This window comes from Psychromonas sp. Urea-02u-13 (assembly GCF_002835995.1).
In the GTDB taxonomy this organism is placed as follows: domain Bacteria; phylum Pseudomonadota; class Gammaproteobacteria; order Enterobacterales; family Psychromonadaceae; genus Psychromonas.
Map to the genome: position 1 here is coordinate 55,271 of NZ_PJBZ01000042.1, position 26,695 is coordinate 81,965.

Here is a 26,695-nt window from a genome sequence, read left to right on the forward strand (position 1 = left end):
AGTAAATTCAAGATGAAAGCTTCAGTCAATGGCGATGCTATTAGCAAGGTTTTCAACGCAAAAATCTCTCATTTAACCAGCAAGATTAAATACCCGACTATTACGATGGCATAGCTTTAAGGAACCACTTTGATCACTTTATTATACCCAGCATTAGCGATTGTTATCGGTTTTGCACTACTTATCTGGAGCGCAGACAAGTTTGTTTTGGGCGCATCAAATACCGCACGTAGTTTTTCAATTTCACCGCTTATTGTCGGTGTTGTCATTGTTGGTTTAGGGACATCAGCACCAGAAATGTTAGTCTCAGCGATGGCAGCTGCAGATGGCAATACTGGTTTATCAATTGGTAACGCGATTGGCTCTAACATTACTAATGTCGGTTTAATGTTAGGTATCACTGCATTATTTTACCCCCTACATATCCACTCAAAACTGCTTAAACGTGAAATACCGGTATTATTAGCCATTATTGCATTGAGCTACTTTCTTCTGTGGGATCAACACCTAAGCTTCCTTGACGGGCTAGTCTTGCTGATCATGATGTTTGCCATGCTCGGTTACACCATCTGGGAAGCGAAAAGCCATGGAGATGACCAATTACCGCAAGAAATTTTAGATGAACTGCCGGAAGAAGTATGCAAAGGCACTGCACTAAAGTGGTTAATCATCGGTATTATTGTGTTGATCCTCTCTTCGCGTATTTTAGTATGGGGCGCGGTCGAAATAGCAGAATACTTCCAAATCAGTGACCTCATTATTGGTTTAACCATTGTTGCCATTGGCACTAGCCTGCCAGAACTGGCTGCAACCGTTGCAGCAGCACGTAAAAAAGAGTTTGATTTAGCCGTCGGTAATATCGTCGGGTCGAATATCTTTAATATTCTAGGCGTGATGGCGCTACCTGGTTTGATTCATCCCGCGGGCTTTGATGCTGAAGTGTTAACACGTGATTACCCTGTGATGATAGGTTTAACCATCGCACTAATGATCTTCTCGATTGCATGGCGTAAAGGAAAAACAGGGATTTTAGGTCGCTTTGAAGGTGGATTATTATTAGCAGGTTACATTGCTTATATGATCTGGCTATTTACTGATATGGCTTAAACCGTCATTTCAAGCGGTTCTAAAAATCAAAAAAAGGCGCTAAAGTAATTAACTTTAGCGCCTTTTTTGTATCTATAAAATATTATTAAAGATTACATTTTATTTAGCATCTAACGGAGCAGACGTTTTTTTATGTGTTAGGTAAAGAGGAATTGTTGCAAGTAATAAACCACCAAAAATGTTACCTAGAATGGTTGGGATAAGGTTGAAGTTCAACCAAGTCGCAATACCAAAATCAGCACCTAGAATCATACCTAGTGGGAATAGGAACATGTTTACGACTGTATGCTCGAAGACTAAAACAAAGAAGATAAAGATAGGTAACCACATTGCTGCAATTTTACCCGCAACAGATTTTGACGTCATGCTACCAATCACACCTAAACATACCATTAGATTACAAAATATAGCGCGAACAAATACGGTAATCCAACCATCTGCACCTAAGTTTTCAAAACCAACGGTACGTGCTGTTGAAACGGCAATAAATTTCTGTGCCACTGCATTTGGGTCGATAGAAAAGTTCATGGTTAGTGAGACAGCAATTAAATAAGCGACAATTAATGAGCCAATCAAGTTACCTAAACCAACTAGTCCCCAACAACGGAAAACACGGCCCCAAGTAACACCGGGACGATTGTCAAATTTAGCCAGTGGCGCTAAACCGAATACACCAGTAACAAGGTCAAAACCCATCAAGCTTAAAATACAAAAACCAACAGGGAAGACAAGTGCGCCAACAAGGCCACTGCCAGTTTGAGTAATCGCTGTAATGGCAACAACAACAGCAAGCGACAAAATAATGCCCGCCATGGTGCCACGTAGAATAAGATCACGCGTACCCGTGTTTACTTTGGCTTCGCCAACATCAATCATGGTTTGTACTAACTCGGCAGGTTTACTATAAGACATATTTACGTCCCTTTAGGTTAAAGTTAAAATTAAAATTGAATAGTGAAAGGCTTCTTACTTACTTTTTTACTTAATGAACAAGCAAGGTAAGCAAGAAACTTTTAAGCTATTAAATTTCAGTGGTGGCTAAAGTTGCACTTCAACTTGGCCATCTTTAACACGTGCTTTGTAAGCCTCAATAGAGACTTCACTGTTGTCTAAACAACTGCCATCTAATAAATTAAAGCGTTGTTTTTTAAGCGGTGAAGCCACCCATAATTGCTCTTGATGCTCACAGATAACACCGCGAGACAGCACATTTGAGCGTGCAAATGGGTCCATGTTATTAATTGCATAAACGATGCTTTCTTCACTTGGACGGAAAATAGCCACTTGCTTGCCATCAACCAATGCGCATACACCGGTAGATGGATAGATTTTTTCTAATTCACAAACTTGGATCCACTTGCTCATTACGCGTCCTCCAGAGAGATATTATAAATGGGTGCTTTTTCTTCGAAAAATGCCGGACGTTTTTGCGCACGTTCAGGCGTAAACACAACATTGTCATCTTGCGCATCACTGTTAATGAAGTGAGCAAAACGCGCTAACTGTTTATCGTCTGATAAGGTTTTAGTCCATTCACATTCGTAGCTATCTATCGCATCAGCCATCTCTTTTTCTAGCTGTTCATTGATGCCTAGTTTGTTATTAATGATCACTTCTTGAAGGTATTCAATACCACCTTCTAAGTTTTGTAACCAAACAGACGTACGTGTTAATTTGTCCGCAGTACGTACGTAGAACATCATGAAGCGATCTAGGTATTTCACAAGTGTTTCATTATCTAAATCAACAGCCAGTAACTCACCGTGTTTAGGTTTCATGCCGCCATTACCACAAACGTATAAGTTCCAACCTTTATCCGTCGCAATAATACCTACATCTTTACCCTGCGCTTCTGCACATTCACGCGTACAACCAGACACACCGAACTTAATTTTATGAGGCGTACGTAGACCCTTATAACGGTTTTCTAATTCAACACCGAAACCAACACTGTCTTGCACACCAAAACGACACCAAGTGCTACCTACACAGGTTTTCACCATACGTAATGACTTGCCGTAGGCATGACCCGTTTCAAAACCGGCATCAATGAGTTGTTGCCAGATATCAGGTAAATCACCTTTATGAGCACCAAACAGGCCGATACGTTGTGCGCCTGTTACTTTGGTATATAACTCATATTGCTGTGCAACATTCGCAACAGCCAATAGGCCTTTTGGTGTTACTTCACCACCTGGCATACGTGGAATAACCGAGTAAGTACCGTCTTTTTGCATGTTACCTAAGAAGATATCATTGGTATCTTGTAGACCATTATTTTCTGGTGAAAGAATGTATTCGTTCCAGCATGACGCAAGAATAGAACCCACAGTCGGCTTACACACTTCACAACCGTAACCTTGACCGTATTTAGCCAGTAGGTCCTTGAAGGTTTTAATGCCTTCAACACGAATAAGGTGGAAAAGCTCTTGGCGAGAATATTCAAAATGTTCACAAAGATGGTTCTTAACTTCCATGCCCTGTTTTTTCAATTCTGAGTTTAATACTTGAGTAATCAGTGGAATGCAACCACCACAACCCGTACCAGCACCCGTTTCAGCTTTTATCGCACCAATGGTGCAATGCCCAGCGGCCACTGCATCTGCAATATCAGATTTCTTAACATCGAAACAAGAACAAACTTGCGCCGTTTCTGGTAAGGCATCAACACCTAACCCTACTTTTTCGCCACCTGCATGTGCAGGTAAAATCAATGAATCAGGGTGTTTCGGTAATTCGATATCATTTAATGTGTATTGTAATAAATCGCTGTAGCTTTCTGTATCACCTACCAATACTGCGCCTAATAGATGTTTGCCATCTTCAGAAACAATAATACGTTTGTAGACAGAGGTGTTTTCATCTAAATAAACATAACTTTTACAGTTTGGTGTACGGCCATTAGCGTCACCGATACTACCAACATCAACACCTAACAATTTTAGTTTTGCGCTCATATCGGCGCCCGTGAATTCATTATCACGGCCTAAAATATTATCCACAGCGACTTTAGCCATGTTGTAACCCGGTGCCACTAGACCAAAGAATTTTTCATTCCAAGAAGCACACTCACCAATTGCGTAGATATCAGGATCAGAGGTCTGACAACGATTATCAATGGTGATACCACCACGACGACCTGTTGCTAAGCCACATTGTTTTGCCAGTTTGTCTTGCGGGCGGATACCCGTTGAGAAAACGATAAAGTCGATTTCTAATTCAGTTCCATCAGCAAACTTCATGGTATTACGTGCAGTTTCACCGCCAACTACGATTTCTTGGGTATTTTTACCCGTATGTACGTTTACACCAATGCTTTCGATTTTATTACGAAGCATCTGACCGCCCTGTTGGTCTAATTGCTCAGCCATTAATACAGGTGCAAATTCAATTACGTGTGTTTCAACACCCAGTGCTTTAAGTGCACCAGCGGCTTCTAGCCCTAATAAACCACCACCGACAACTACACCATTTTTACTACGGCGTGCTGTTGCTTCAATGGCGTTAAGATCTTCAATAGTACGGTAGACAAAACAGTCTTTGCTCTCATTACCTTTAATAGAAGGTACCCAAGGGTATGAACCGGTTGCCATGATTAATTTATCGTAATAAACAGCACGGCCAGTTTGAGAGTGAATCACTTTTTCTTGGCGATTAATGGTTAAAGCACGCTCACCAATCAATACATTAATATTGTGTTTTTCGTAGAAACCTTCTTTTACTAAAGAAAGTTCATCTGCGGTATGATGAGAGAAATACGAGGAAAGATGAACACGATCGTAAGCGACACGTGACTCTTCACAAAAAGCGGTGATCTCGAATTGCTCTAAATCGGCTTTTTCAACAAAGTCTTCAATAAAGCGATGACCAACCATGCCATTACCAATAATCACTAATTTTTGTTTACTCATAGTACCCTCAATCAAATAACTGAATTTTTTAATTGAGGCTATATTACTAAAATGTAATTTAATTACATTGATGGACATCAAATGAAGTTACATAAATGCAACAAAACGGCCTTTTTCGGATAAAAAACAGCCAGAAACCCGTAACAAAAACACAACAAATCGACACTTTTATTTAAACAAACAACATACAAGCAACATTTTTACGTTTTAAAATTACACTTTGACGAGAATGGGTTACAAATATGAACAACTTTGGTTACAAAATTTTAATAAGTGCATGCCTACTAGGTCAGAAAGTTCGTTATGACGCCAAAATTAAAAACCTACAAGACCCTCTACTCGCAGAATGGTTAGCTGCAGGTATTGTATTACCCGCTTGCCCGGAAGTATTAGGCGGTTTACCAACACCTCGCCCGGCAGCCGAGATAATGGTTAATGGCAGAATAAAAACGGCTCAAGATGAAGATGTCACTGAGGCTTTCGAGCAGGGAGCAGAAAAAACATTAGCACTTGCCTTAAACACAACATTAAAATAGCGATTTTAACCGAGCGAAGTCCCTCTTGTGGCAGTAGCGAAATATACGATGGTAGTTTTTCTCGAAGAGTTATTGAGGGGCAAGGTCAAACAACCACCTTGTTACGTGACAATGGAATTTTTGTGTTTAATCAGTTTCAATTGCAAGATGTTAAAAATAAACTTAGTTATTTAACATAACTACCCAGGTAGGTAGTTATGTGTAGTTGATAAATATTGTATGGTCCAATGAAAAAATGGGGACCAAAATGAAATACATTATTATTAGCGTGACGATTCTATTTTCAGTCGCTTGGTATTGGATACAATCACATAATTCCACGCATATCCAAACGACAAAAGTACAAATACATGGGAAAGTACAGGGCTTACAAGGCACAGTAGTGCTTAATATTGAAGATAAGTTTTTAACACTTAGCCCCTATGATCGATTCACTTTTCAGCTGCATACTTCATCTAAAGAAGAGTTAAACATGCAAGTTATTGATCAGCCTAAAGATCAACACTGTGCAATAGCAAAAAGAAAGGCTGCACACGATCGAATGATACTAAGAATATTATGTAAAGGCATCCCTCAACCGATTTCAAATGGCTCAGTAGTCAGTTTATAGTGTTTATTTTAGTGCTGTTTTTTTAGACTCTATACGTATTATTATCTCTTTTTTACGCTTATCCGTTGCTTGTCCCCACTCTTTTATCTCTTCTAAACTGCGTAAACAGCCCATACAAACATCTTTTTGATTTAAACAACAACTGCCCACGCAAGGACTCTCTACTTTATTCATTTTTGACTCTTTAAATTTATACCCACATTCAGAATTGAGTGTGACTTCTGCATCCGTTACACTGCGCTACAATTTTATAACAATAACAGAGAGAGCTCATATGTTTATTATTCGTTGGATTTTAGGCCGCATTATTTTAGTGCTTAACTTTATCTTTAGCCCTAAAAAACTAAAACGTGAAAGCTCTGCACAACAAGCCGTTGATGCACAAACTCAATCACTACAATTATACCAATACGAAGCTTGCCCATTCTGTGTGAAAGTACGTCGTGATATTCGCCGTAAAGGCCTTAATATCAATACGATTGATGCAAAAAATGCAGATCATAAAGCGCAGTTATTAGCACAAGGTGGCAAAGTGCAAGTACCGTGTTTACGTATTGAAGAGGGTGACAAGGTAAGTTGGATGTACGAGTCATCTGCCATTAGCAATTACCTAAACGAGCGCTTTGCATAAAGCCTATCCATACAACTTCAAGATGCAAAGTCAGCAAGGAAAGTTGTGCCTAGATACTAGGCATAAAATTGAAGCCTAGTCATTCTAAGTCGATATTTTATAACGACGTAGATGAGTGCAAGTTACCTTGCCCTACGGGGCGCAAGCTCGCTTATTATTCAACCATGGCAGCCCAGTGTTACAACAAGCGAAAAGTGAATAACAATAAGGGAGTAACGTCTTTTTTTAATCCTACCGTTAGAAGGTTCACGTAGTTAACATTCGATAGGTTACCTCATGTTGTGCCTTGCTCTGGTTATCGAGCTTGTGCCTGACAAAGCATCTTGAAGTAGCATGGGTATATATAACGGGTTATTGATAGATGAATAACCCATTTATTTTTATTTAGCGGAAAACTGAAGTAATAACTGCTTGTTATCATCGTAAAAATAAAGTGTTTCACCCTCCTCTTTTACCAACCAGTTAGTCACTTTAGGTAACGCGCTTAAGAAGTAAGTTTCCACTTCCATTAACTGCTCACAATACTTAGAAGATGCAATAAACTGATTAAATACGATGGTACTTTGATCAACTTGATATCCTCCTTGAAACTTATTACACCCTCCGCTACCAAACGCATACTGCTTTTTCATATCAAAAATAATATACGCTTCGCTGCTTTCTTTGGTTTGTAATAACCAACGTTTATTGGCCAATAGTTTATCCACATCAAGCAGGATTGGCATAGGTGTTGGCTGAATAATCTCTTCTACTATCGCAGTGGGGGCTACGCTGGGGGTAATAATTATTTTTGCGCGTGGTATCACCGGTATTTGTAGATCAATATTAAGAGGCTGTTTTAAGTCGGCACGTGTTAAAGGTAATAGACCTTTATTCACAAATAAAACGTCCTGTTGATGAGTTACTTTTACGCGTAACTGGTAAATGCCCACATTTGCTAAAGATTTACTTAAAACAGGTAAGCTAAAATGCTGTGGGAATTGCGTAAAATCATTACTTTCAGAGGCAGCTAAAATAGCAAATTTACTCTCCCCTTGTTCACGAGACTCTAGGCTTAATTTAAAGCTTGTTCCTGGTTTAATTTCTATCGACGAATCATAATTTAACACCCCTTTAATCGTTTCCGACTTAGGGATTTGATATAACGCATAACCTTCGGCCAGCGCAACGGCGATGACAATTGCAATCAGGACCCAGTACAACTTTTTCATATTAAGCCTCACTTTATCAACCAATACAGTAAGCAAAGCGTAGTGCATGACAGGGCAAGCGCATTATAAATGCGATTAAACAATTTAAATAAATTCAAAAGAAATTAACCACGAAGGCACGAAGAAAAAGAAGGTTAAAGAGCAAATTGAATTTTTGCTCTTGGTTTCTTCGTGTTCTCTGTGGAACGAAGTGGCTTCGTGGTCGTTTTTTATTAAAATAATAGGGAACAACGCGATAGCAATACGTATTTTGGAGTGCTAAAAGCATTTTCAATTATAATGCACTTGCCATGTAGTGCATGAGGATAACTAGTAATGAGAAAGCTTTAAATACGCTCTGAGGCTGACAATATTAAAATACCATTATAAGTACGTCTATTTTAGGAGAGAGCGGATGTGCAGTCGGCATAATTAACCATTTGTGGTTAATTATGCCGATAAAGAGTGGGTATCTGCTTCTGTTATCCGAGCGAACAACAGGGGTGCTTATTAATGACTATGGCTATGTTTTAGAAAGCTCTTTGGTACTAATTCAGCAATAAAACAGCGTGCGCCACGGCGTAATAATGAACTGAAGTAGAGTACTAAAATAACAGCCAAACTGATCATCTGCCAGAGGCCGTAATCAGTAATATTTTGCTCAAGCCATGCTGGTGAAAGCACATTAATATATTGATTTAATAACAGTCCGGTTAAAAAAGCGCCCGCGGTCATCAACATCGCCAAACTCATAGCGGCGAAAAATCCCTGTTGTTTGCTGAGTGTTTTTAATAGTTCCAGACTTATTGTTGGCGCAATTAAGAAGAAAGCAATCGCAGCACCAGGAGACAAACCAGCCATTAGCAACACAGCAAGCACCGGGGTAATACCCGTGGCACAAAGTGCAAACGGGAAAGCAATAACAATCATCACCAAAACTTGTAACCATAATGCTTGTTCAAAGAATGACCATGCTGGCGAAGTTGATAATGTAGCAGCCAGTGCCCAACCTAATAAAACCCAAGGTGCAGTGTGATCAAGCTGATGCTGATAACCTTGTTTAATAGCACTAATAAAGCGTGAAGTGGGTTTACCACCCTGACAGCTATGCGCAGCAATCAAAGAGATAGGTGTTTTAAAGTGTCGCCCTAATAACCACGCAATAGAAAGCGCAAAAATGGCAGCTAAACTAAGGCGTAATAACAACATTTGCTCGCCTAATAAAGGCAGAGAAATAAGCAATGCATCAAAACCAATAATCGGTGTTGCGATTAAAAATGCTGTCGCGAAGGTTTGATTTGCGCCTAATTGCAGTAGTTGCTGATGCATTTTACTGGCACTTGGTGAGCACACAGGTAAAGGCAAACCATAAGTTACCCCTTTCAAACTATCGGCAAAGAAGTTTTGACTGCCCTGCATCGGCATAATAGAAAATTTCGGTTTAAAATAATGCATTAACGCACTTAAGAAGTAGGCGAATAACAACATCGGTGCGCTATATAAAGCAATTTTAGTCACATTAATAAGCGTTAGCGCTGTATTAGAACGATGCTCGTCTTCTGCCACTTCAGTATGTGATTGATGATCATGCCCTTCATGGCCAGCCTCTTCGTGCGCTTCATGTTCTGCATCGTCATGATCATGTCCCTCATGGCCCGTTTCTTTGTGCTCTACAGCATCATGATCATGTCCTTCATGACCTGCTTCTTCGTGATCTTCATGCCCTACAGCATCATGATCATGTCCTTCATGGCCTGCTTCTTCGTGCGCTTCGTGTCCTACAGCATCATGATCATGTCCTTCATGGCCTGCTTCTTCGTGCGCTTCGTGGCCTACAGCATCATGATCATGTCCTTCATGGCCCGCTTCTTCGTGCGCTTCATGTCCTACAACTTCATGATCATGTCCTTCGTGGCCAGCTTCTTCGTGATTAATCGCCACGATTGAATGAGTTTCATGTGTCGCCTCATGATCGTGGTTATGTTCTATATAACCTAACCAATGTGGTAATAACACAGCAGCTAAAACAATAAGACCTAAAATACTACCAGCCCCCGCAGCATAACGATTTTCTGCTTGTTCTTCTTTTTCTGCTTCGTCATGAGAATGAGAGTGTTTTTTCTTATTAAGATAAGGACGATGCAATACCACGTGCATGATCGAGCCCATAACAAAGGCTTGGAACCATGTCACTAATTCGCCATCTAACTGCGCAAAAGAATAATCAGCAAACAGCGCACCACCTATGGTTGCCAGAGACATACAGGCTAAAATAACTAAGGGTAAAGTACGTCCGTACTGTGGGCGTAATAACCACCAAACCGTTAACCCAACAGGAAAACGATGCAATAAAACACCTAACGCCAGCAGCCATGCAGTATGGTCACCCGTTTCCACTAATAACGCAGAGCCATCAATCGTTGCATGTAAAACAAGGCCTAAAACACCTAAGAACAGGGTTGTTTGGTGTGCTTGATTAGCAACTTTGTGGAAGTATTTTTCTATCCAGCTTGGTATTAACAAACCGATCGCCATTAATAGCAAAACGATTAAGCCACCGCTGTGTAATAGTTCGGGAAGAATGTGGAAAAGCACTAAACCAGAGATAGTGACAAAAATAAACGCATCAAGGAAGTCTAACCAACCCGGCTGGCGCTGAAATAAGCGATAAGTAATAGGCCCAAGAAACAGGGCTAGGACACTCAAAAACAGCAACATAATAATACTCTCAACCAAATTAGCTAAAAAAAAGATTGTTATAATATAACACTCTTTGTTTAGGGTCTAGCGATTGAGGGTTATTGTTGTTTAAACACCGTTTGTGGCGGGTATGCATGGACTTTATTGTAAAATTATAATTGACCGTAACAGATTAATTTTATTGTAGAAAATATCTAAATAATTTTTATTTGAGCCATAAATAAAAGGGTTAACAAAAATAAAAACGACGAAATAGCTATCCACTGAAATAAAGGGCTAAGTCCTGTCATAAGTTTCTCCTAAAACGTAAGTGATATTAATTATCAATCACAATATATCTATAAATATTAACAGTCAACAAAAATACAATACGTACCATTAAGATTGAGATACTTATTAACCGAGATCAAGGTCTCTAACAATGTTTATTTTTGATGTAAACCAAACAAAAATTTCACTGGAAGAAATAATGTCATCAGTACGCCAAGTTATTAGCGAATTTATTCATCGAGGCGATATAAAACCAGAGCAGGTTAACAATGCCTTAATCTGCACGCAGGTATCGCCTAATACACACAGTTGGTTTAAGTTTATCGACCGATTATTACTGAGCTTAGGTGTCTTAGCGCTTGGTTTTGCGGCACTGTTTTTTATTGCCTATAACTGGAATGAATTTGGCCGTTTTGCAAAGTTCACGCTCGTAGAAGTACTACTTGTAGGATCTGTCTTTGCTTATTGGCGAGCACCTAAAAACAGCTTCAATGGGCAAATCTGCTTATCATTAAGTGCCCTATTTGTGGGTGTGTTAATGGCCTTTTTTGGGCAAACCTATCAAACCGGTGCTGATCCGTGGACCCTGTTTTTTTATTGGGCAATGCTAATTACCCCTTGGGTTATTATCGCCCGCTTTGCCTCACTGTGGTTAAGTTGGCTTGCCTTACTCAATATCGCGCTTAGCCTTTATACCGACAGCTTTGGTTCTCCTTGGCCCTTTATGTTTGATGCAAGACATGAGCACTTCCTGACTATTTTTATTCTCAATAGTTGTGCACTCATTGTATTAGAGCTCAATAACACACGTTTTGATTATTTATCACCACGATGGATTGCACGCACGATTGCTACTTTAAGTGGCTTTATGATCACCCTCTCTTACTTTGAAAATATTACCTCATCAAGAGATACAAGCGACTTACCCTTGATATTGTGGCTTAGCTTTATGATTGCTCTTTTAATCGTTTATCGTTATCTGAAAAAAGACTTATTTATGCTCGCGGGAGGCTGCTTCTCAAGCATTGTGATTATCACCACGCTGTTTATTCATAAAACCAGTAATCATCTAAATGGCGGTTTATTGTTATTAACTGCGCTAGTCATTATTGGACTCACTAGCTTAGCGGCTTTGTGGCTGAAAAAAGTGCATAAGGAGATGTCGCTATGAATATCCAACAAAAAACATGGCAACAACTACAACAAAAAAATATCGTCTCGGGTGAATATCAGGCCAACGAAACGGTTTATTCACCTTGGTTTGTAAAATTATTATTAGCCTTTTCTGGCTGGGTCGCCTCATTATTTATATTGGGCTTTTTCTTACTTACGTTACATGATGCCATTAGTGATAGTGTTGCTTGTTTCTTAATTGGGTCTGGCTTTATTGTACTGGCCTACTTTTTATTAAGAAGTAATCCGCACGAGTTTCTAGAGCACTTAATGTTAGCAACAAGCCTTGCAGGCCAAGCGTTGATTGCATGGGCATTATTCGCCAATAACTGGGCATCGTCACCGTTAGTAAGCTGGCTTATATTGTTTGCATTACAAAGTGTATTAGCGATTTTCATGCCTCATTACATACATAGGGTTTGTTCCGCTTTGTTTGCTAGCATCGCATTAATAATCAGTTTTCATTACCTGCAGATTTCCCTGCTAAGTAGTGCAACCTTGCTCTTTGCAGTGACAACATTAGTGCTAAATGAATGGCGATTCCCTCGATACCAACCATCATTTGAAGCGCTCAGTTACGGTATTGTGATCGTGCTGATTGCACTACAAGCCTCTAACACACTGGGTTATGAAATAACTTACTGGCTGAGTGAGCATAATGGAGAGCAAACAATTAACCATTATTTAGATGAAACATTATTACTGCTGGTTATGCTTTACCTCGTGATCACGCTCATTAAACGCAGTGCGATGGCGTTTTCCCTGCTTAGCCGTATAACAATTATTGGTACAACGATCTGTTTTTGCTTGTTATCGATGCAAGCGCCGGGCATTACCGTCGGCTTGGCTATTTTAGTGCTGGGTTTTTCCAATAGTAATAAAGTATTACAAGGGTTAGGCACCTGTGCTTTGCTCTATTATATTGGCAGTTATTATTATTTATTAACCTTCACCCTACTGCAAAAATCGGCCAGCTTATTAGTCGTCGGTTTATTCCTGTTATTACTGCGTTACCTTTTATTAACCTTCGCCAACCCACTAAAACCAGGAGTGAACAATGAGGCATAAACTCGTCATCATGATGTTAGTGGTTATTCTCGCTGTCATTAATTTTTCAATTTATAACAAAGAACAACACCTAAAACATGGCCAAACTGTGTATTTAGAATTAGCGCCTGTTGATCCTCGCTCACTAATGCAAGGCGACTATATGGCATTACGTTATGTTGTCAGTAATGCTCTTTATAAGGCGTTACCCAAAAACAAAGAAGAGCGAGAATGGCGACAATCTATCGAAGCACATGATGGAAAAATTGTAGTCAGTTTGGACTCGAAAAACATCGCGACTTACCAACAAATTCACCAAGGTGAGCCACTACAAGAAAATGAGTTAACGCTGAATTACCGCGTGCGTGATAATAAAATAAAGATAGCCAGTAATGCGTTTTTCTTTGAAGAAGGGACAGCTAAAGCTTATGAAAAAGCACGTTATGGCGAGTTCAAAGTGACGGCACAGGGTGAACTGTTATTGAATGCGATGTTTGATGAAAACTTAACCCTTATTGCACCACAACAGGCCCCGCATAATAATACTTCGCCTACTGACTCTTAGCTATTTTGCATCGATTCATTAACAGGTAATCGCCATGAAATAATCGTGGCGATTAAAATAAACAGACAAGAAACCACTAAACAAGCCTGCAAGCCAAAACTCACAAATACCCAACCTGATAATAGTGTACCGATCAGTCTGCCCATCGCATTAGCCATATAATAAAAACCAATATCTAATGAAACGCCCTCTTTTTGCGCATAACTCACAATCAAATAACTATGTAATGAAGAGTTAATGGCAAATAAACCGCCAAAGAGGAACAAACAAGCGATCACCAACCAAACTGAAACAGTAAGGCTGATAAGCACTAATAATGGCGTAAAGGTTAATGCAAGCGCCCAAAATGCAGCATGTTTTCCATTTGGAACTCGTACTGATTTGTTATCCGATTTTTTTCCAGCTGTTAAGTAAGGCGCGATAGATTGAATGCCGCCATAAACAATAATCCATGCTGCAATCAAAGCGCCAATAGACCAGGAATTCCACCCATAAGTTTCACTGAAATAAACAGGTAATGCCACCACAAACCAAACATCTCTGGAAGCAAACAAAAATAGTCGGGCAGCCGAAAGACGATTAATAGCAGGACTTTTTGAAAACAGCTCTTTGAATTTTATCTTACGTTTAACACGCCCAAGATCCTGCTTTAATAACAGCAAACTGCAGATGAAAACCACCAATAACAGAGCCGCCATCAATAACATCGCAGATTGGAATCCAATTAAAGTCAATAACAAACCACCCAAAAAGAAACCAATGCCTTTCAGAGTATTTTTAGAGCCGGTTAAAATGGCAACCCATTTATATAACTGCCCTTGATTATCGTCTGTTACAAATAACTTAATGGCACTTTTAGCGCTCATTTTATTGAGATCTTTAGCGATACCCGAGAAAGCTTGCGCTAACATCACCCAAGCAATACTTAAATATTCACTGGGTAAAGCCAACATCAACAAAGCAATGACCTGTATAAACAGGCCAATGTTCATGGTGCGGTTAAGACCCAGTTTTGCGCCTAACCACCCTCCTAGTAAATTAGTGATAACACCAAAAAACTCGTAGAAAATAAACAACAAAGCAACTTGCAGTGCATCGTAACCAAGCTGATGGAAATACAGCACCACCAACATACGTAACGCGCCATCCGTTAGCGTAAATGCCCAATAATTCCCGGTAATAACCAGGTATTGTTTTAATTCACTAGAGAGGTTTTTAAAAATATTATTTATCTGATAGACCAACAGTTCTGACTAATTCGGCAGTACGTGTTGCATAGCCCATTTCGTTATCGTACCAAGCGTATATTTTCAACATGCGTTTACCAACCATCATAGTGGATAAGGTATCTATAACCGTAGAGCGTTGGTCTCCGCGGTAATCAATCGACACTAATGGTTTTTCTTCAAAACCAAGAATGCCTTTAAGTTCGTTTTCAGAGGCGCTTTTTAGAAACGCATTCACTTGCTCAGCCGTTGAATCTTCTTTTAGGTTAAAGATGATATCGGTTAATGAAGCGTTCGCCAGTGGGGCGCGCACTGCATGACCATCTATTTTACCCGCTAATTCAGGGAATATTTCTACGATAGCTTTTGCTGAACCTGTGGTGGTTGGAATCAAACTCATGCCACAAGCACGGGCACGGCGTAAGTCTTTATGGGGCGCATCTAAGATAGTTTGTGTATTGGTTAAATCATGAATCGTTGTAAAAGCGACCTGCTCGATACCAATTTTTTCATTAATGACTTTAATAACAGGCGCTAAGCAGTTGGTTGTACAAGAAGCTGCTGTTACAATTTTATGCAACTCAGGCTGGTAAATATCATCATTAACACCCACTACGATATTAGCAATGCCATCAGCTTTAACGGGTGCGGAAACAACAACACGTTTTACGCCTTGGTCTAAATAAGTTTGTAATAAAGCAGCATCACGATTAACACCTGTTGCTTCAATCACGACGTCACAGTCAGACCAGTCTACTTGCCCTATTTCGCGCTGTTGTGTGCACTTGATTTTCTGCTCGCCAATCACGATTTGTTGCTGATCACTATCAACTTGGTGATGCCAACGGACCTTGAATTGAATCAAACTCTAACAAATGTGCAAGTGTTTTAGCGTCACCGGCAACATCATTAATTAAAACAAACTCTAACTCAGGCCAATCATAGGCTGCGCGTAATGCGAGACGACCAATACGACCAAAACCGTTAATACCTACTTTAATTTTCATGTTTAAATCCTTTCATTTATTTTAAATTCTATTAACAACAACTATTCGGGCGATCTGTCATTGCACTTAGTTTTGTTTTATTTTATTTTCAGTCAACAACGACTCGCTGTCGGCGCAAGACTCTGCAATCACTTGTAACATCCAACTTTTCAGCTCTGGGTTTAAGCGGTAATAAACCCACTGTTTTTGTTTTCTATCGAGTAATAACCCCAAGCGTTTTAATTGCGCTAAATGGCGGGATATTTTCGGCTGGTTATCTTCTACTGACGCCATTAATTCACAGACACACAGCTCGTTTTCTAAATGAATGAGCATCACTATCTTTAAACGTGTGACATCTGAAAGAGCTTTAAAAAACTGAATCGCTTGCATTACAATATACATTCCCTAATTCGCACATATGAAAAAACGCATATATAAGCTGGAAATATATACTATCTGTCATTTATGACAAGTAGATGACGATCAAAGAAGAAGGAAATAGCGAGTTGTAACTGCTTAGGTAGAAGCAATTACAACGGAATGAAGTTTAAAGTTTACTCGCGAGGTTATGCAAATAGTCACGATGACAAGCATGTGTAAACGCATTGGGACGTAAGCGCTGAATACGTTTCATCAAAGGTTCTATTTTTTCGCCACGCTCTAATAATATCTGCGCAGAGATAAGCCCCGTACGGCCTGATCCACCTTTACAGTGCACGGCAATACTTTTACCTTGCTCAATTAAACGATGTATTGCAGGACCTGCTGTTTTCCACTCGCTTGAAAATGGCGCTTCTGGTGCTTCGTCATCCACGATAGGAAGATGAAACCACGACATACCTTTCGCTTTAATGGACTCGCCAATATCAGACAGATTGTTTTTATCTAATTCTGCTTGGGTCATAAAAGTAAGAATGGCTTGCGCACCCGCTGCTTTTATTTCATTTAATGAAGTAGTTAGATCGGCTTCTTTAGTACCAGGACAAGGCGTTAAAATTATTTTTGCATCGCTATTTTTAATCGCGAGTGTAAAAAGGGGATGAACTGACATATTGATAACCTATATAAATGACTGATATAAAAAAGCAGGCCGATGCCTGCTAGTTAATATTACCGCTTTTTTATTACACCTTGACGACATCAGTCGCCGTGTCTGTTGCAAATAATAATCCTTGGCGATAATAGTTATTGGCTTCCTCAAACCTTTCTTGCTCTTCAAGTAAACGTGCAACTAAAGCAAAGTCATCAGCATTAAGCTCTGTTTGTAAACTCAGCTGTAAATGCTTAATGGCTGCGATAGGATTGTTTTCTTTTAATTTCAGCTTCGCTAATGCTTGGTTAATCAAACCACTATCCGCGCCTTTATTCAGCTTTTTCTCTAATAACATAATCAGCGGATAATGATCCGTCACTACGATTTTATCCAAATAAGCTAATAACGGCAGCGAGAACTGCTTATTTAATTTTTCAAGGAGAAGCGCCTGAGCATGTTTACCATTATCGGTTGCGATATACGCATCTAATAGCGCTTTTTGATAATTTAATTCTTTACGCATCCAGCGAGGTGCTTGTTTATCCCAAAATAATTTTAAGCTGTCTGCATTGTCTGCGGCTAACTGCTTAAAGAAATGTTGGTGAGCATTTAACTCAACCGCAGCAAATTCAAGCGCGTTATAGTTTAATGTTTTACGCTGCTCATTTAATACTTTAATGTATCTTTTCCACTCACTTAAAGCGGGATAAATATCTAAATACAGTTGTGCGATACGTTTATTATTAGGAAATTTCAGCGCTAATTCACGCAAGGTCGCCAGTGCATTTTCGTATTGTTTAACGTCAAGCTGTAGTTCAACCCAAACAAGACCCACCGCAAGCTGTGCGCCTTTATTACTTTCACAAGCCAGTAATAAATGATCATCACGCTGATCGTATAAACCTTGCAGGTGTGCCGCTTTTGCCGCTGCAATATAGGTCAACGCCGGGGCTTCACTACGTTCTGCTGATTGTAAAAGCAGTTTATGTGCCTGTTTATTTTTACCTTCAAACAACGCCCACATGCCTAATAAGCTGTTTTTCTGTGCTTTCTTGGTTTTACGTTGCCCAAGCCAGCCGCGCGTGACCTTACTCATCGATAACAAACGACGTAAAATCCACTCCGCAAGCAACAATAAAAAGTAGAAAATTACTGCAATAAACCCGGCATTAATAATCGTCGTTTCATAGGTTGTGTAACTATCAAAAGAGATAAGAATGTAACCTTTGTTACCACTAATTTCAGGCCCTAAAATCAATCCTGCAATAAGGGCTGAAATAATCAAAATCATTCTAAACATGATATTTCTCCTATTTCAGCGTTGAGCTAGCAAGTGATTTTTGTAAACGCTGTTCTATGACACGTTCCAATAACGGTGCGCTTTTTAATTGATCTGGATATTTTATCGAGACTTTACGTTTACTTAGGCGTTTTATCGACTTGTAAAAATGACCTGTCTCGTTATCTTTCAAATCATAATAATTATTCAGTAATGTCAGCGTATTCTCTAATGCAATGTCATAGACATCCTGCTGCTCACGGTAAATAGCAAACTCAGCCTTTGCTAAGTTATTGCGTAGATGCTCTTGTAAGTACCAGCTTTGCTCAGGTGAAAGTAATGCTTTAATTTTCGATTCACGTTTATTAACGGTAATGAAACTATCAACAAATACATTCCAAGATTTAATTAAATTGTCATCCCACTCATTAATATCCGTAGAAACTTCTGTGGCTTTATTTTCATCAGCATCGGGCATGATTAAACTGGTTGAACGTAGTTTATCAACACGGCGTTCGAGACTTGTTAGCGCTAAAATAACGCCATCAGGGTCACGCTTAGGCAATGCTTCTAGGGCATTGATGTCTTCAAGTAGTGCACCACGTAACGGGCTTAAACTTGCATCGTTAAGTTCAACAATGCGTTGGTCAGCGGCAATTAATAATGAGATAGCTGTTTTTATGTCTTTTTCTAACCAAATTTTTCTACCGGTTAGCGTCAATAGGTATTCAACTTCCGCTAAAATCCAATCGTTAGGGTGACGTATATTGGTGGCTGCAAAACTGCGTTGTAAAGATTGAATATCTGTCTTAGAAATTTTGTTATCGTTATTCGCTTGCTGCAGTTGCAAAGTCACTTTTTCAAGTTGTGCTTCTAAGGTGGTTTTAATTTTTATGGTTTGGCGAAGCTGGCTGCTTTGTTCAGAGGATTGTGCGTTTAATTGAGTCGTTAACTCGGTTAACTGGACTTGTTGAGAGGCAACAGAGGCTTTATTTTGCTTATAAATAGTGAATGCAAAAAGCGCACATGCCACAATTAAAATCAGAGATAATAAACCACTAAAGAGTGCGATTCTCTGGGATCTAATGCCCTTTTGTTTAGCACTTAACGGCGTTTTTTTATTCTCTATCTTATTTTCAGTATCGGTCATAACTACCCTCATCAGTAAAATAATCAATAATCTTTTGATTTGATATACTTGGCAATAGCTCTGTTTTTTGAAAACCTAAAGCAATTGCATGTTCTAAAATACGTTCACTTGCAGTAAAAATAGTGAGTGACAATAACCAATTTTTATCGTCTTTGGCTACTATTATTAACTGCTCAAGCAACTCTACACTGCTGATAATAGCACCATTAATTGCTAGCTGTTGCCATTTCTGGATACTCGTTGATCTGGAAAAGTTAATAGCAACACGCTGATATGATTCATAATAATCAACACTTGCCCCGCGTGCAATTAACTCTTCTTTTAAAAATTCTCTACCACCAACACCACGTAAAATTAATATCGAGCGATTTTTCAGTTGTTGTAATTGTGAAAGTGCTAGCAAACCTTCGCTATTAAAGGTTTCACAGGGAAGAAAAACAGATTGCCCCACCTTTTGCGCTAATAACGATTTGGTTGACTCTCCAACGGCTAGATAACGGGCTAACGGCCATTGCTCCCCTTTCAATACACGATCTGTATATTCAACGGCATTGGCACTAATGGCAATAATGTCGTCGTACTTTTTGTGGAATGGGTAAAGAGAACTTGCCACTGCTTTTATTTCAAGCAATGGCTGAGCAAGACTATAAATGCCCTGCTCATTAAGTAAATCAGCCAAGCGTTTTGCATGGGGTGCAAAACGCGTGATCAATAAACGCGGTTTAGGCATTATCTCTATATACTTCTTCAAGGATTTCTTTGGCGCCACAATCTAATAGTTGCTGTGCTAAGTAAAGTCCCATCTGCTCTGCATCTTCTGGCTTTCCTGTTATCTCTTTACGGATAATCGTTTTGCCATCAACACTGCCCACTAAACCACGTAAAAACAGACCTTCATCGGTAAAGATAGAATAACTACCAATCGGCACCTGACAACCACCTTGAAGCGCAAGGTTCATCGCACGCTCTGCTGTTACTCGCTGACGAGTAGGGATATGCTCAAGTGATTTTAATAGAGTGATCGTTTGCTCATCATCCAACCTACATTCAATACCTACAGCGCCTTGACCTACTGCGGGCAAACTCACTTCAGGCTCAATAAAGCTGGCAATACGCTCATGCATATCTAGGCGCATCAGTCCTGCCGCGGCCAAAATAATCGCATCATACTGTCCTTCGTCTAATTTACGTAAACGTGTATTCACATTACCGCGTAAATCGTTAACAATCAGATCAGGTCGACGCTCAAGAAGCTGACATTGACGACGAAGACTACAAGTCCCCACAATCGCGCCCTGTGGTAATTCATCAATAGAAGTAAAGTTATTAGAGACAAAGGCATCACGTGGGTCTTCGCGCTCACAAATAACCGTCAGGCCTAACCCTTCAGGAAAATCCACAGGTACATCTTTCATTGAGTGAACGGCAATATCAGCACGCCCTTCTAACATAGCGACTTCAAGCTCTTTTACAAAAAGTCCTTTACCGCCAACTTTAGCCAATGGCGTATCTAGAATAATATCGCCCTTGGTTTTCATTGGTAATAACTCAACGATTAAATCAGGGTGAAACTTCAAAAGCTCAGCTTTTACAAAGTTAGCTTGCCACATAGCAAGTGGGCTGTGTCGAGTTGCAATACGGATTGTTTTTGTAGTCATGAGATCTCTTAATAAAGATAATGAAAATCAGAATATTAAAGCAGAGTATAAGAGAATTAGTGAGGCTTTAAAAGGGGGATTCTACGGCAACAAGATATACCGCTATTAAAGTAAGTCTATTCTAAAGGTCTCATTCAAAACTTTGCCACAGCGCTGTTTAAATGTTCTCAACATAGGTCAGATCACTCATCAATAGCGCCTTACTTTTTATCTCATTGCATACTTTTTTGCAATGAAATCATCGCGCTTTGGTCAACATCAATAATGCTACGAGCGGGCCTATCAAGCTCAATAATTAACGTCAGCGTAATAGCAAACGCCAAGGAAAAAGGGATACGCGCCAACATCATACGCGGTTTCTGTTTGGCACCATTTTGTAATCCGCTTAATATCATCGCAAAACTAATGAGTAAAAACAGCGTCATCCAAATTGTCACCGGTATTCTGCCTTTGATAGCACGTTGAGTGCGTACGGTATGCATATCGATAACATCATTAATCGATTCAATATACATTTTTGCAGCACTACCAGAGACAAGGTCGTTAACCTTAATCGCTATTTGCCACAGCTCAATATGAATCTGCTCACTTTTAGCCATCATCTGATTAACCACAAGTGCATCATCAACACCAACTAAACGAATATTTGTATACTCTTTAAGTAGTTTTTTGGATTGTAACCTGAGAGGCTGGGGGATTAAATCAGAACGTAGATAAGCAGTGCCAATGCTATTACTTTCTTGAACAACAAGTTGTTTACGCGCGTCTTGACGACCGGCAGACATATTAAAGGTGATCGCTAAAATAAAGGCGAGCAGACTTGCAACGCCTGTTGCCATGGTGCTCAAGCCATCGTTGGGTTTTTCTTTAAAGGCTTGTTTTCCGACTAAATAACCCACTTCAAGCATCAAAAGTATTAATAACACTAGCAGCATTAACAAAAGCCATAGCGGTAAGTTATCAAACTGATTAATGTTATACATATATCACCCAAAGCAAAGCAAAATAGAAGAGAGATAAGTATTGACCATTTTTAACTTGTTTCTGTATAGATCCTTCAATTTGTTTACTGCGTCACTTAAATCAAGCGCTGAGATATAAGAATAATGTTTGATATGAGAGAAGAAAACATAGATAGAGTAAATAGAAAAATGGCGGTGTATAAGTATTTTTTGTGCTGAGGGTTTTATTGAAATGTTGAAACGTTGAGTATCTGAGGAGGAATTATTTTATTACAGGCAAAGGAAAGGGCTGCCTGGGCTGCCCTAAGTTTAGTCACTCTATCCAATCCGTGATAGTTGATGCTCCCTGCTTGCATCCATTTGACTAATTGCCGTTCAAGGCATCCACTTCCCAATCCATTGGGCTCTTCCCTTTGTACATCCATATAAGATAAACATCATGTCTATCAATCATCTCCCTGTCCTTAGGAGGTGTCCTTCACTTGTCATCCTGACTAATAATAACCATCCTAGTTATTATATTCCCTTCATCCTGAAAGGTGTTCCTTAACTACATCCTGTAGTTTGTTCCTTTGTTTTCCTTAACAATAATAACCATCCTAGCTATTATATTCCCTTCATCCTGAAAGGTGTTCCTTAACTACATCCTGTAGTTTGTCCTTTTGTTTTCCTTAACAATAAAACATCCTGTTTTATTTCTTCTCATCCTGAGAGTGTCCAACGTGTCATCCTGACATTTGCAAAGAGTTGATTCGTTATTGTTCTACATCCTGTAAAACCGTATCTGCTCTCTACGGAACAAATAATACCTGTTTGCGCGAGAAAAATTTTACGATAAGGCATAAACAATTCAGTCCAAAGAACATCAAATAATAATATAGTCTTATTTTTCATTTAGTTACGATGTTATTGTTTTTTTGAATAGTGAAATTTATTTTATATTAGAACAATCGCCCCAACCTACAATGGTCGATCTCTCACAAGGTCATTTCAATCATAATTTCCCCCGCGAAATAAGTGTGACAGAGGTAACATGAAAAGGAGAGTAAGCTCTATTTTAAAAATAAGTTTCATTAATAATAACGAATAACCCTCTTTTATCTCTCCTTAAATTCAAATAATCAAAGCCTAAAAACGTATAAAAGTGAATGACTGATCCTTATAGAAGAGAGCATAAAACACGCTAACATTTTAAGACGCTGTACTTTAATGGTGAAAATATAAAACAGTCTCGCTAAAACACTTAACTTCTTTAACAAATCACTGATACAGGGGCTACAGAGATAACAACCGCTTAACAATTATTGCTAGCTATTCTAATGGGAAGGCATATTATTCGTGCAGTTTTTAATTTGCTATAAGGTTTTTTATGTCTGTCTACGCCAGTTTATGTTTTGTCGCGGCAGCGGCAATGTTGATTGCTTTTATCAACAGTAAGATAGGGAAGATGCAAAGCACGATTGCAATTACAGCAGGATCACTGATTCTATCGCTGATAATTATCGTTGCAGGTAAAAATGGATTTGAATCATTGGGCCATGAAGCAGCCCTACAACTCGATAAAATTGATTTTAATAGTTTCTTATTGAAAGGAATTTTAGGCTTTTTATTATTTGCCGGTGGCCTGGGTATTAAGCTGAACAATATACGAGACCAAAAATGGGAAATTACCGTATTAGCACTCGGTGCAACGTTGTTTTCAACCTTCTTTATTGGTTATGCACTGTTTTATATCTGCCAATACATCGGTTTTCAATTTGATCTAATTTATTGCCTATTATTTGGTGCGTTAATATCACCCACCGATCCTATCGCCGTATTAGCCATCGTAAAAAAACTCGATGCACCGAAACGAATATCAACACAAATAGAAGGCGAGTCACTGTTTAACGATGGTTTTGGCTTAGTCATTTTTGTTACCTTATTTGCCATTGCCTTCTCAGGCGAAAGCCCGAGCTTTGCTAGCGTTTCAGAACTGTTTTTACATGAAGCGATTGGCGGTATTATTTATGGTTTTGCGTTAGGTCTAGTATTCCATTATTTAATTAGCGCCACCGATGATCACTCCATGGAGCTGTTATTAACCATTGGTATTCCTACCGCAGGTTATGTATTTGCCGATATTATTCATGTTTCAGGACCGCTAGCTATGGTCGTTGCAGGTATCATGATTGGTAACTGGACCAGAAAAAATGGTTTCTCTAAACAGAGTAAAGAAAATTTAGACCATTTCTGGGAGTTAGTAGATGAATTCCTCAATGGTATTCTGTTTTTATTGATTGGTTTAAGCATGCTTCAATACGGATTCCATGAAGAAGATTGGATATTGATGGTTATCGCGATTCCACTGGTATTGATTGCACGCTACCTAAGTATTCGCATCTCTTATTTTGGTTTTGGATTTTTCCGTGAATATAATCCTTATTCAGTAAAAATCTTAACCTGGGGTGGTTTACGTGGCGGGTTAGCATTAGCCATGGCAATGGCGATTCCATCTGGCGTAATGATTATTCCGGAAAAGAATATTGATGTACGTGAAATCATCTTAGTGATGACCTACTCAGTGGTATTTTTCTCTATATTAGTTCAAGGCTCAACCATTACGCCATTGATCAATAAAGCAAAAGCCTACCAGAAGAAACACGAAGAAACGCAAGAGAAGTAAGACGCTGAAAGCTTGAGTGCAAGAAGGCCTGAAGGTTTAAACTAATAGCTGACGGCTTGATAGCTTGAGGTTTTAAGGTTTTAAGGTTTTAAGGTTTTAAGGTTTTAAGGTTTTAAGGTTTTAAGGTTTTAAGGTTTTAAGGTTTTAAACTGAAGGCTGACAGCTAATAGCTGACGGCTTAAAAACTTTCTTTCAGGCAATGAAAAGGGCCGCCGAAGCTGACTGAATACTTAAGCTAGTCACGTTTTTAGGGGCGTTTAACTTTCTTTCAGATATGAAAAGGGCAGCCGAAGCTGCCCTTAATTTAGTCACTCTATCCAATCCTTGATAGTTGGTGCTCCCTGCTTCGCATCCTTTTGACTATGCCTATCTAGGCTTCCTCTTCCCAATCCATTGGGCACATCCATTTATATATCCGTATAAGATAAACATCCTGTTTATCAATCATCTCCCTTTCCTTAGGGGGTGTCCTTCACTTATCATCCTGACTAATAATAACCATCCTAGTTATTATATTCCCTTCATCCTGAAAGGTGTTCCTTAACTACATCCTGTAGTTTGTTCCTTTGTCTTCCTTAACGATAAAACATCCTGTTTTATCACTTCTCATCCTGAGAATGTCCAAGTTGTCATCCTGACAATGTAATCCGCTGAAGCTTATATCCTGTAAGTGACTGCGTGTTTACGAAAGTTATAATACGATGCTAACAAAGAATTTTAGTCGACAAAAACCAATAAAAATCATTCACTTAAACATTAAAAACAAGTTAAACAAACAAAATCAACGACTTACATAAAAACAGTGGACTATTAAGGTTGATCTGAAGGACTTTTTACCACTATGTCTCCACTATAAAATGGTCGATCTCTCACAGGCTATTTTTCATTCAAAAAAGATCTTTCTACGGCGAATCAACAACTAATAAGCCAGCTAAAAAATAGACAAAAAAAATCCCAGCTAAGCCGGGATCTTTTTGTATCATTTTATGAAAAAAAATGATTAGAAGTTGTAACGTAGACCAACCATTAATTCGTTTTCAGAGTCAGCCTTACCCACTTCTTTTTCATCTAAGTTATTTAACTTATAAGAAGCGAAAGTACGGATAGATTTATTGAAACGGTATTGCGCTTCAAGTGCAAAGAAATCTTCTGTATCCATAGTCGCACCGTCATCTTCTTCAGCCATACCAACAATACCCATTAAGCGGAATTCTTTGGTAAATTTGTACTGCACGGCAGCTTCTAAAGAAGTAAAGTCAGTGTTTGCATCAGTAGCACCCATTGCGTATGTAGCAGCAACGTACAAGTCATTCCATGTGTAAGTAGCACCTAATGTTGCTTGATTTTCTTCATCTTGATCAGAGTAAGATGCACCAAGGTCTAAACCAAAGTCAAATGCGTAAACAGCAGAGATACCAAATGCATCTTCAGAAGCAGTTTGTGCATTGCCGTCTTTATCAAACTCTTGTACACCATTTGCAATGTAGTTAGTTTGAACTGTTAATGCATCTGCAAATGTACCTGAGTATAAGAAGTTATTGTCACGCTTATCTTTTGCCGCGCCAACATATTGTTGCTGACCAGAATGCTCAGACGCAATATCTGTGAAATCAGAAACCTGAACATTTGCACTATCTTGTTTACCGTAAGAGAAATCACCGATTTTAGTACCGATACCAGCAAATAAGTAACGGTTTTTAACTTCAGATGCACCTGATTTAATTTCATATTCCATGAAACCAAAACCCGTTAGGTTTTCAGATATTTTCGTTTCACCACCAAAGTTAATACGTGCACGGCTTTTATCTTCCATTGTGCCGTCAACTGAATCGCTAAATAGACCACGAACTTCAGCACGACCGCCAACTTTCAGTGTTGTTCCGTCTTGGTCATAAACTGTTGCCGCGCCTGCTGTTGCAGAGACTAGGGCAGATACAATTGCTGTTGCTAATAAAGTTTTTTTCATGATTCTTCCATGGTTTATTTAAAGGTT

At 39.2% G+C, this 26,695-nt stretch carries 22 protein-coding genes and 2 pseudogenes; 8 read left to right on the plus strand and 16 right to left on the minus strand.

The window, feature by feature from the left end; all coding sequences use genetic code 11:
* Nucleotides 1-129: 129 nt before the first annotated feature.
* A complete protein-coding gene (locus CXF74_RS04665) occupies nt 130-1,107 on the plus strand; it encodes a calcium/sodium antiporter (protein WP_101081235.1) in 978 nt (325 codons plus the stop codon).
* A 99-nt stretch (nt 1,108-1,206) separates the two neighbouring features.
* Here the strand turns inward: CXF74_RS04665 and CXF74_RS04670 are convergent, their stop codons facing one another.
* The 3 genes from CXF74_RS04670 to nirB all read right to left on the minus strand — a co-directional run bounded on the left by CXF74_RS04670 (nt 1,207) and on the right by nirB (nt 5,018).
* Nucleotides 1,207-2,019, minus strand: a complete 813-nt coding sequence (locus tag CXF74_RS04670; RefSeq protein WP_101081236.1) for a formate/nitrite transporter family protein — start codon at nt 2,017-2,019, stop codon at nt 1,207-1,209.
* A gap of 126 nt (nt 2,020-2,145) precedes the next feature.
* On the minus strand, nt 2,146-2,472 hold the full coding sequence (nirD, locus tag CXF74_RS04675) for a nitrite reductase small subunit NirD (protein ID WP_101081237.1): 327 nt from the start codon (nt 2,470-2,472) through the stop codon (nt 2,146-2,148).
* Entirely contained in the window at nt 2,472-5,018 is a 2,547-nt protein-coding gene (gene nirB, locus CXF74_RS04680) for a nitrite reductase large subunit NirB (protein WP_101081315.1), read from the minus strand. The genes nirD and nirB overlap by 1 nt, the downstream gene beginning before the upstream one ends.
* 242 nt (nt 5,019-5,260) lie before the next feature.
* Here nirB and CXF74_RS22985 point away from each other — a divergent pair.
* Both CXF74_RS22985 and CXF74_RS04690 read left to right on the plus strand, forming a co-directional pair.
* Nucleotides 5,261-5,625 (plus strand): annotated as a pseudogene (locus CXF74_RS22985) (DUF523 domain-containing protein); the annotation flags it as partial.
* Nucleotides 5,626-5,801: 176 nt separating this feature from the next.
* Nucleotides 5,802-6,164, plus strand: coding sequence for a hypothetical protein (locus CXF74_RS04690; RefSeq protein WP_101081238.1), 363 nt, complete (start codon nt 5,802-5,804; stop codon nt 6,162-6,164).
* Between the two features lie 3 nt (nt 6,165-6,167).
* Here CXF74_RS04690 and CXF74_RS04695 read toward each other — a convergent pair whose 3' ends face one another.
* Nucleotides 6,168-6,338 carry a DUF1289 domain-containing protein gene (locus tag CXF74_RS04695; RefSeq protein WP_101081239.1) on the minus strand — a complete coding sequence of 57 codons (171 nt, stop codon included), beginning with the start codon at nt 6,336-6,338 and terminating at the stop codon, nt 6,168-6,170.
* Between the two features lie 100 nt (nt 6,339-6,438).
* Between CXF74_RS04695 and CXF74_RS04700 the strand changes: the two genes are divergently transcribed.
* On the plus strand, nt 6,439-6,795 hold the full coding sequence (locus tag CXF74_RS04700) for a glutaredoxin family protein (protein WP_101081240.1): 357 nt from the start codon (nt 6,439-6,441) through the stop codon (nt 6,793-6,795).
* A gap of 380 nt (nt 6,796-7,175) precedes the next feature.
* Here the strand turns inward: CXF74_RS04700 and CXF74_RS04705 are convergent, their stop codons facing one another.
* On the minus strand, nt 7,176-8,006 hold the full coding sequence (locus CXF74_RS04705; protein WP_157822330.1) for an META domain-containing protein: 831 nt from the start codon (nt 8,004-8,006) through the stop codon (nt 7,176-7,178).
* 489 nt (nt 8,007-8,495) lie between these two features.
* Complete coding sequence (locus CXF74_RS04710) at nt 8,496-10,703, minus strand: permease (RefSeq protein ID WP_101081242.1); 2,208 nt, start codon at nt 10,701-10,703, stop codon at nt 8,496-8,498.
* A 403-nt stretch (nt 10,704-11,106) separates the two neighbouring features.
* Between CXF74_RS04710 and CXF74_RS04715 the strand changes: the two genes are divergently transcribed.
* From CXF74_RS04715 to CXF74_RS04725, 3 genes are read left to right on the plus strand one after another with little or no spacing between them, the layout of a single operon-like run.
* Nucleotides 11,107-12,126, plus strand: coding sequence for a DUF2157 domain-containing protein (locus CXF74_RS04715; protein ID WP_101081243.1), 1,020 nt, complete (start codon nt 11,107-11,109; stop codon nt 12,124-12,126).
* On the plus strand, nt 12,123-13,196 hold the full coding sequence (locus CXF74_RS04720) for a DUF4401 domain-containing protein (protein WP_101081244.1): 1,074 nt from the start codon (nt 12,123-12,125) through the stop codon (nt 13,194-13,196). The genes CXF74_RS04715 and CXF74_RS04720 overlap by 4 nt, the downstream gene beginning before the upstream one ends.
* Complete coding sequence (locus tag CXF74_RS04725; RefSeq protein WP_101081245.1) at nt 13,186-13,740, plus strand: GDYXXLXY domain-containing protein; 555 nt, start codon at nt 13,186-13,188, stop codon at nt 13,738-13,740. Before CXF74_RS04720 ends, CXF74_RS04725 begins: the two co-directional genes overlap by 11 nt.
* Here CXF74_RS04725 and arsJ read toward each other — a convergent pair.
* The 9 genes and pseudogenes from arsJ to CXF74_RS04770 form a co-directional block, all read right to left on the minus strand.
* On the minus strand, nt 13,737-14,984 hold the full coding sequence (arsJ, locus tag CXF74_RS04730; protein WP_232772437.1) for an organoarsenical effux MFS transporter ArsJ: 1,248 nt from the start codon (nt 14,982-14,984) through the stop codon (nt 13,737-13,739). The two genes, CXF74_RS04725 and arsJ, sit on opposite strands and share 4 nt — an antisense overlap.
* Nucleotides 14,965-15,973, minus strand: a pseudogene (locus tag CXF74_RS04735) (ArsJ-associated glyceraldehyde-3-phosphate dehydrogenase). Before CXF74_RS04735 ends, arsJ begins: the two are co-directional and overlap by 20 nt.
* A 66-nt stretch (nt 15,974-16,039) precedes the next feature.
* Entirely contained in the window at nt 16,040-16,357 is a 318-nt protein-coding gene (locus CXF74_RS04740; RefSeq protein ID WP_442965913.1) for a metalloregulator ArsR/SmtB family transcription factor, read from the minus strand.
* A gap of 145 nt (nt 16,358-16,502) precedes the next feature.
* The gene (locus tag CXF74_RS04745; RefSeq protein WP_101081247.1) at nt 16,503-17,006 is read right to left on the minus strand and encodes a cyclin-dependent kinase inhibitor 3 family protein; all 504 of its coding nucleotides are present in this window, start codon (nt 17,004-17,006) and stop codon (nt 16,503-16,505) included.
* A 73-nt stretch (nt 17,007-17,079) separates the two neighbouring features.
* Nucleotides 17,080-18,288, minus strand: a complete 1,209-nt coding sequence (locus CXF74_RS04750; protein WP_101081248.1) for a heme biosynthesis HemY N-terminal domain-containing protein — start codon at nt 18,286-18,288, stop codon at nt 17,080-17,082.
* A gap of 10 nt (nt 18,289-18,298) precedes the next feature.
* Nucleotides 18,299-19,417, minus strand: a complete 1,119-nt coding sequence (locus tag CXF74_RS04755) for a uroporphyrinogen-III C-methyltransferase (protein ID WP_232772438.1) — start codon at nt 19,415-19,417, stop codon at nt 18,299-18,301.
* The gene (locus CXF74_RS04760) at nt 19,404-20,168 is read right to left on the minus strand and encodes a uroporphyrinogen-III synthase (RefSeq protein WP_232772439.1); all 765 of its coding nucleotides are present in this window, start codon (nt 20,166-20,168) and stop codon (nt 19,404-19,406) included. Before CXF74_RS04760 ends, CXF74_RS04755 begins: the two co-directional genes overlap by 14 nt.
* Nucleotides 20,140-21,075, minus strand: coding sequence for a hydroxymethylbilane synthase (gene hemC, locus CXF74_RS04765; protein WP_101081251.1), 936 nt, complete (start codon nt 21,073-21,075; stop codon nt 20,140-20,142). Before hemC ends, CXF74_RS04760 begins: the two co-directional genes overlap by 29 nt.
* A gap of 212 nt (nt 21,076-21,287) precedes the next feature.
* Nucleotides 21,288-22,058, minus strand: coding sequence for a bestrophin-like domain (locus tag CXF74_RS04770; RefSeq protein ID WP_101081252.1), 771 nt, complete (start codon nt 22,056-22,058; stop codon nt 21,288-21,290).
* A gap of 1,348 nt (nt 22,059-23,406) precedes the next feature.
* On the opposite strand from CXF74_RS04770, the gene CXF74_RS04780 reads away from it, so the two are divergent.
* Nucleotides 23,407-24,702 (plus strand): cation:proton antiporter, encoded by a 1,296-nt coding sequence (locus tag CXF74_RS04780; RefSeq protein ID WP_101081254.1) that lies wholly within the window; start codon nt 23,407-23,409, stop codon nt 24,700-24,702.
* Between the two features lie 1,000 nt (nt 24,703-25,702).
* Here CXF74_RS04780 and CXF74_RS04785 read toward each other — a convergent pair.
* Entirely contained in the window at nt 25,703-26,668 is a 966-nt protein-coding gene (locus CXF74_RS04785; RefSeq protein ID WP_101081255.1) for a porin, read from the minus strand.
* Between the last annotated feature and the right edge of the window lie 27 nt (nt 26,669-26,695).

Bases quoted from the DNA above. Each gene is read 5' to 3' on its own strand.
- CXF74_RS04750 (WP_101081248.1), bottom strand. From the start codon at position 18,288: ATGTTTAGAATGATTTTGATTATTTCAGCCCTTATTGCAGGATTGATT.
- nirD (WP_101081237.1), bottom strand. From the start codon at position 2,472: ATGAGCAAGTGGATCCAAGTTTGTGAATTAGAAAAAATCTATCCATCT.
- CXF74_RS04780 (WP_101081254.1), top strand. From the start codon at position 23,407: ATGTCTGTCTACGCCAGTTTATGTTTTGTCGCGGCAGCGGCAATGTTG.
- CXF74_RS04690 (WP_101081238.1), top strand. From the start codon at position 5,802: ATGAAATACATTATTATTAGCGTGACGATTCTATTTTCAGTCGCTTGG.
- CXF74_RS04740 (WP_442965913.1), bottom strand. From the start codon at position 16,357: ATGTATATTGTAATGCAAGCGATTCAGTTTTTTAAAGCTCTTTCAGAT.
- CXF74_RS04700 (WP_101081240.1), top strand. From the start codon at position 6,439: ATGTTTATTATTCGTTGGATTTTAGGCCGCATTATTTTAGTGCTTAAC.
- CXF74_RS04725 (WP_101081245.1), top strand. From the start codon at position 13,186: ATGAGGCATAAACTCGTCATCATGATGTTAGTGGTTATTCTCGCTGTC.
- CXF74_RS04770 (WP_101081252.1), bottom strand. From the start codon at position 22,058: ATGTATAACATTAATCAGTTTGATAACTTACCGCTATGGCTTTTGTTA.
- CXF74_RS04755 (WP_232772438.1), bottom strand. From the start codon at position 19,417: ATGACCGATACTGAAAATAAGATAGAGAATAAAAAAACGCCGTTAAGT.
- CXF74_RS04785 (WP_101081255.1), bottom strand. From the start codon at position 26,668: ATGAAAAAAACTTTATTAGCAACAGCAATTGTATCTGCCCTAGTCTCT.
- hemC (WP_101081251.1), bottom strand. From the start codon at position 21,075: ATGACTACAAAAACAATCCGTATTGCAACTCGACACAGCCCACTTGCT.
- CXF74_RS04695 (WP_101081239.1), bottom strand. From the start codon at position 6,338: ATGAATAAAGTAGAGAGTCCTTGCGTGGGCAGTTGTTGTTTAAATCAA.
- nirB (WP_101081315.1), bottom strand. From the start codon at position 5,018: ATGAGTAAACAAAAATTAGTGATTATTGGTAATGGCATGGTTGGTCAT.
- CXF74_RS04670 (WP_101081236.1), bottom strand. From the start codon at position 2,019: ATGTCTTATAGTAAACCTGCCGAGTTAGTACAAACCATGATTGATGTT.
- CXF74_RS04705 (WP_157822330.1), bottom strand. From the start codon at position 8,006: ATGAAAAAGTTGTACTGGGTCCTGATTGCAATTGTCATCGCCGTTGCG.
- CXF74_RS04710 (WP_101081242.1), bottom strand. From the start codon at position 10,703: ATGTTGCTGTTTTTGAGTGTCCTAGCCCTGTTTCTTGGGCCTATTACT.
- CXF74_RS04720 (WP_101081244.1), top strand. From the start codon at position 12,123: ATGAATATCCAACAAAAAACATGGCAACAACTACAACAAAAAAATATC.
- CXF74_RS04745 (WP_101081247.1), bottom strand. From the start codon at position 17,006: ATGTCAGTTCATCCCCTTTTTACACTCGCGATTAAAAATAGCGATGCA.
- CXF74_RS04715 (WP_101081243.1), top strand. From the start codon at position 11,107: ATGTTTATTTTTGATGTAAACCAAACAAAAATTTCACTGGAAGAAATA.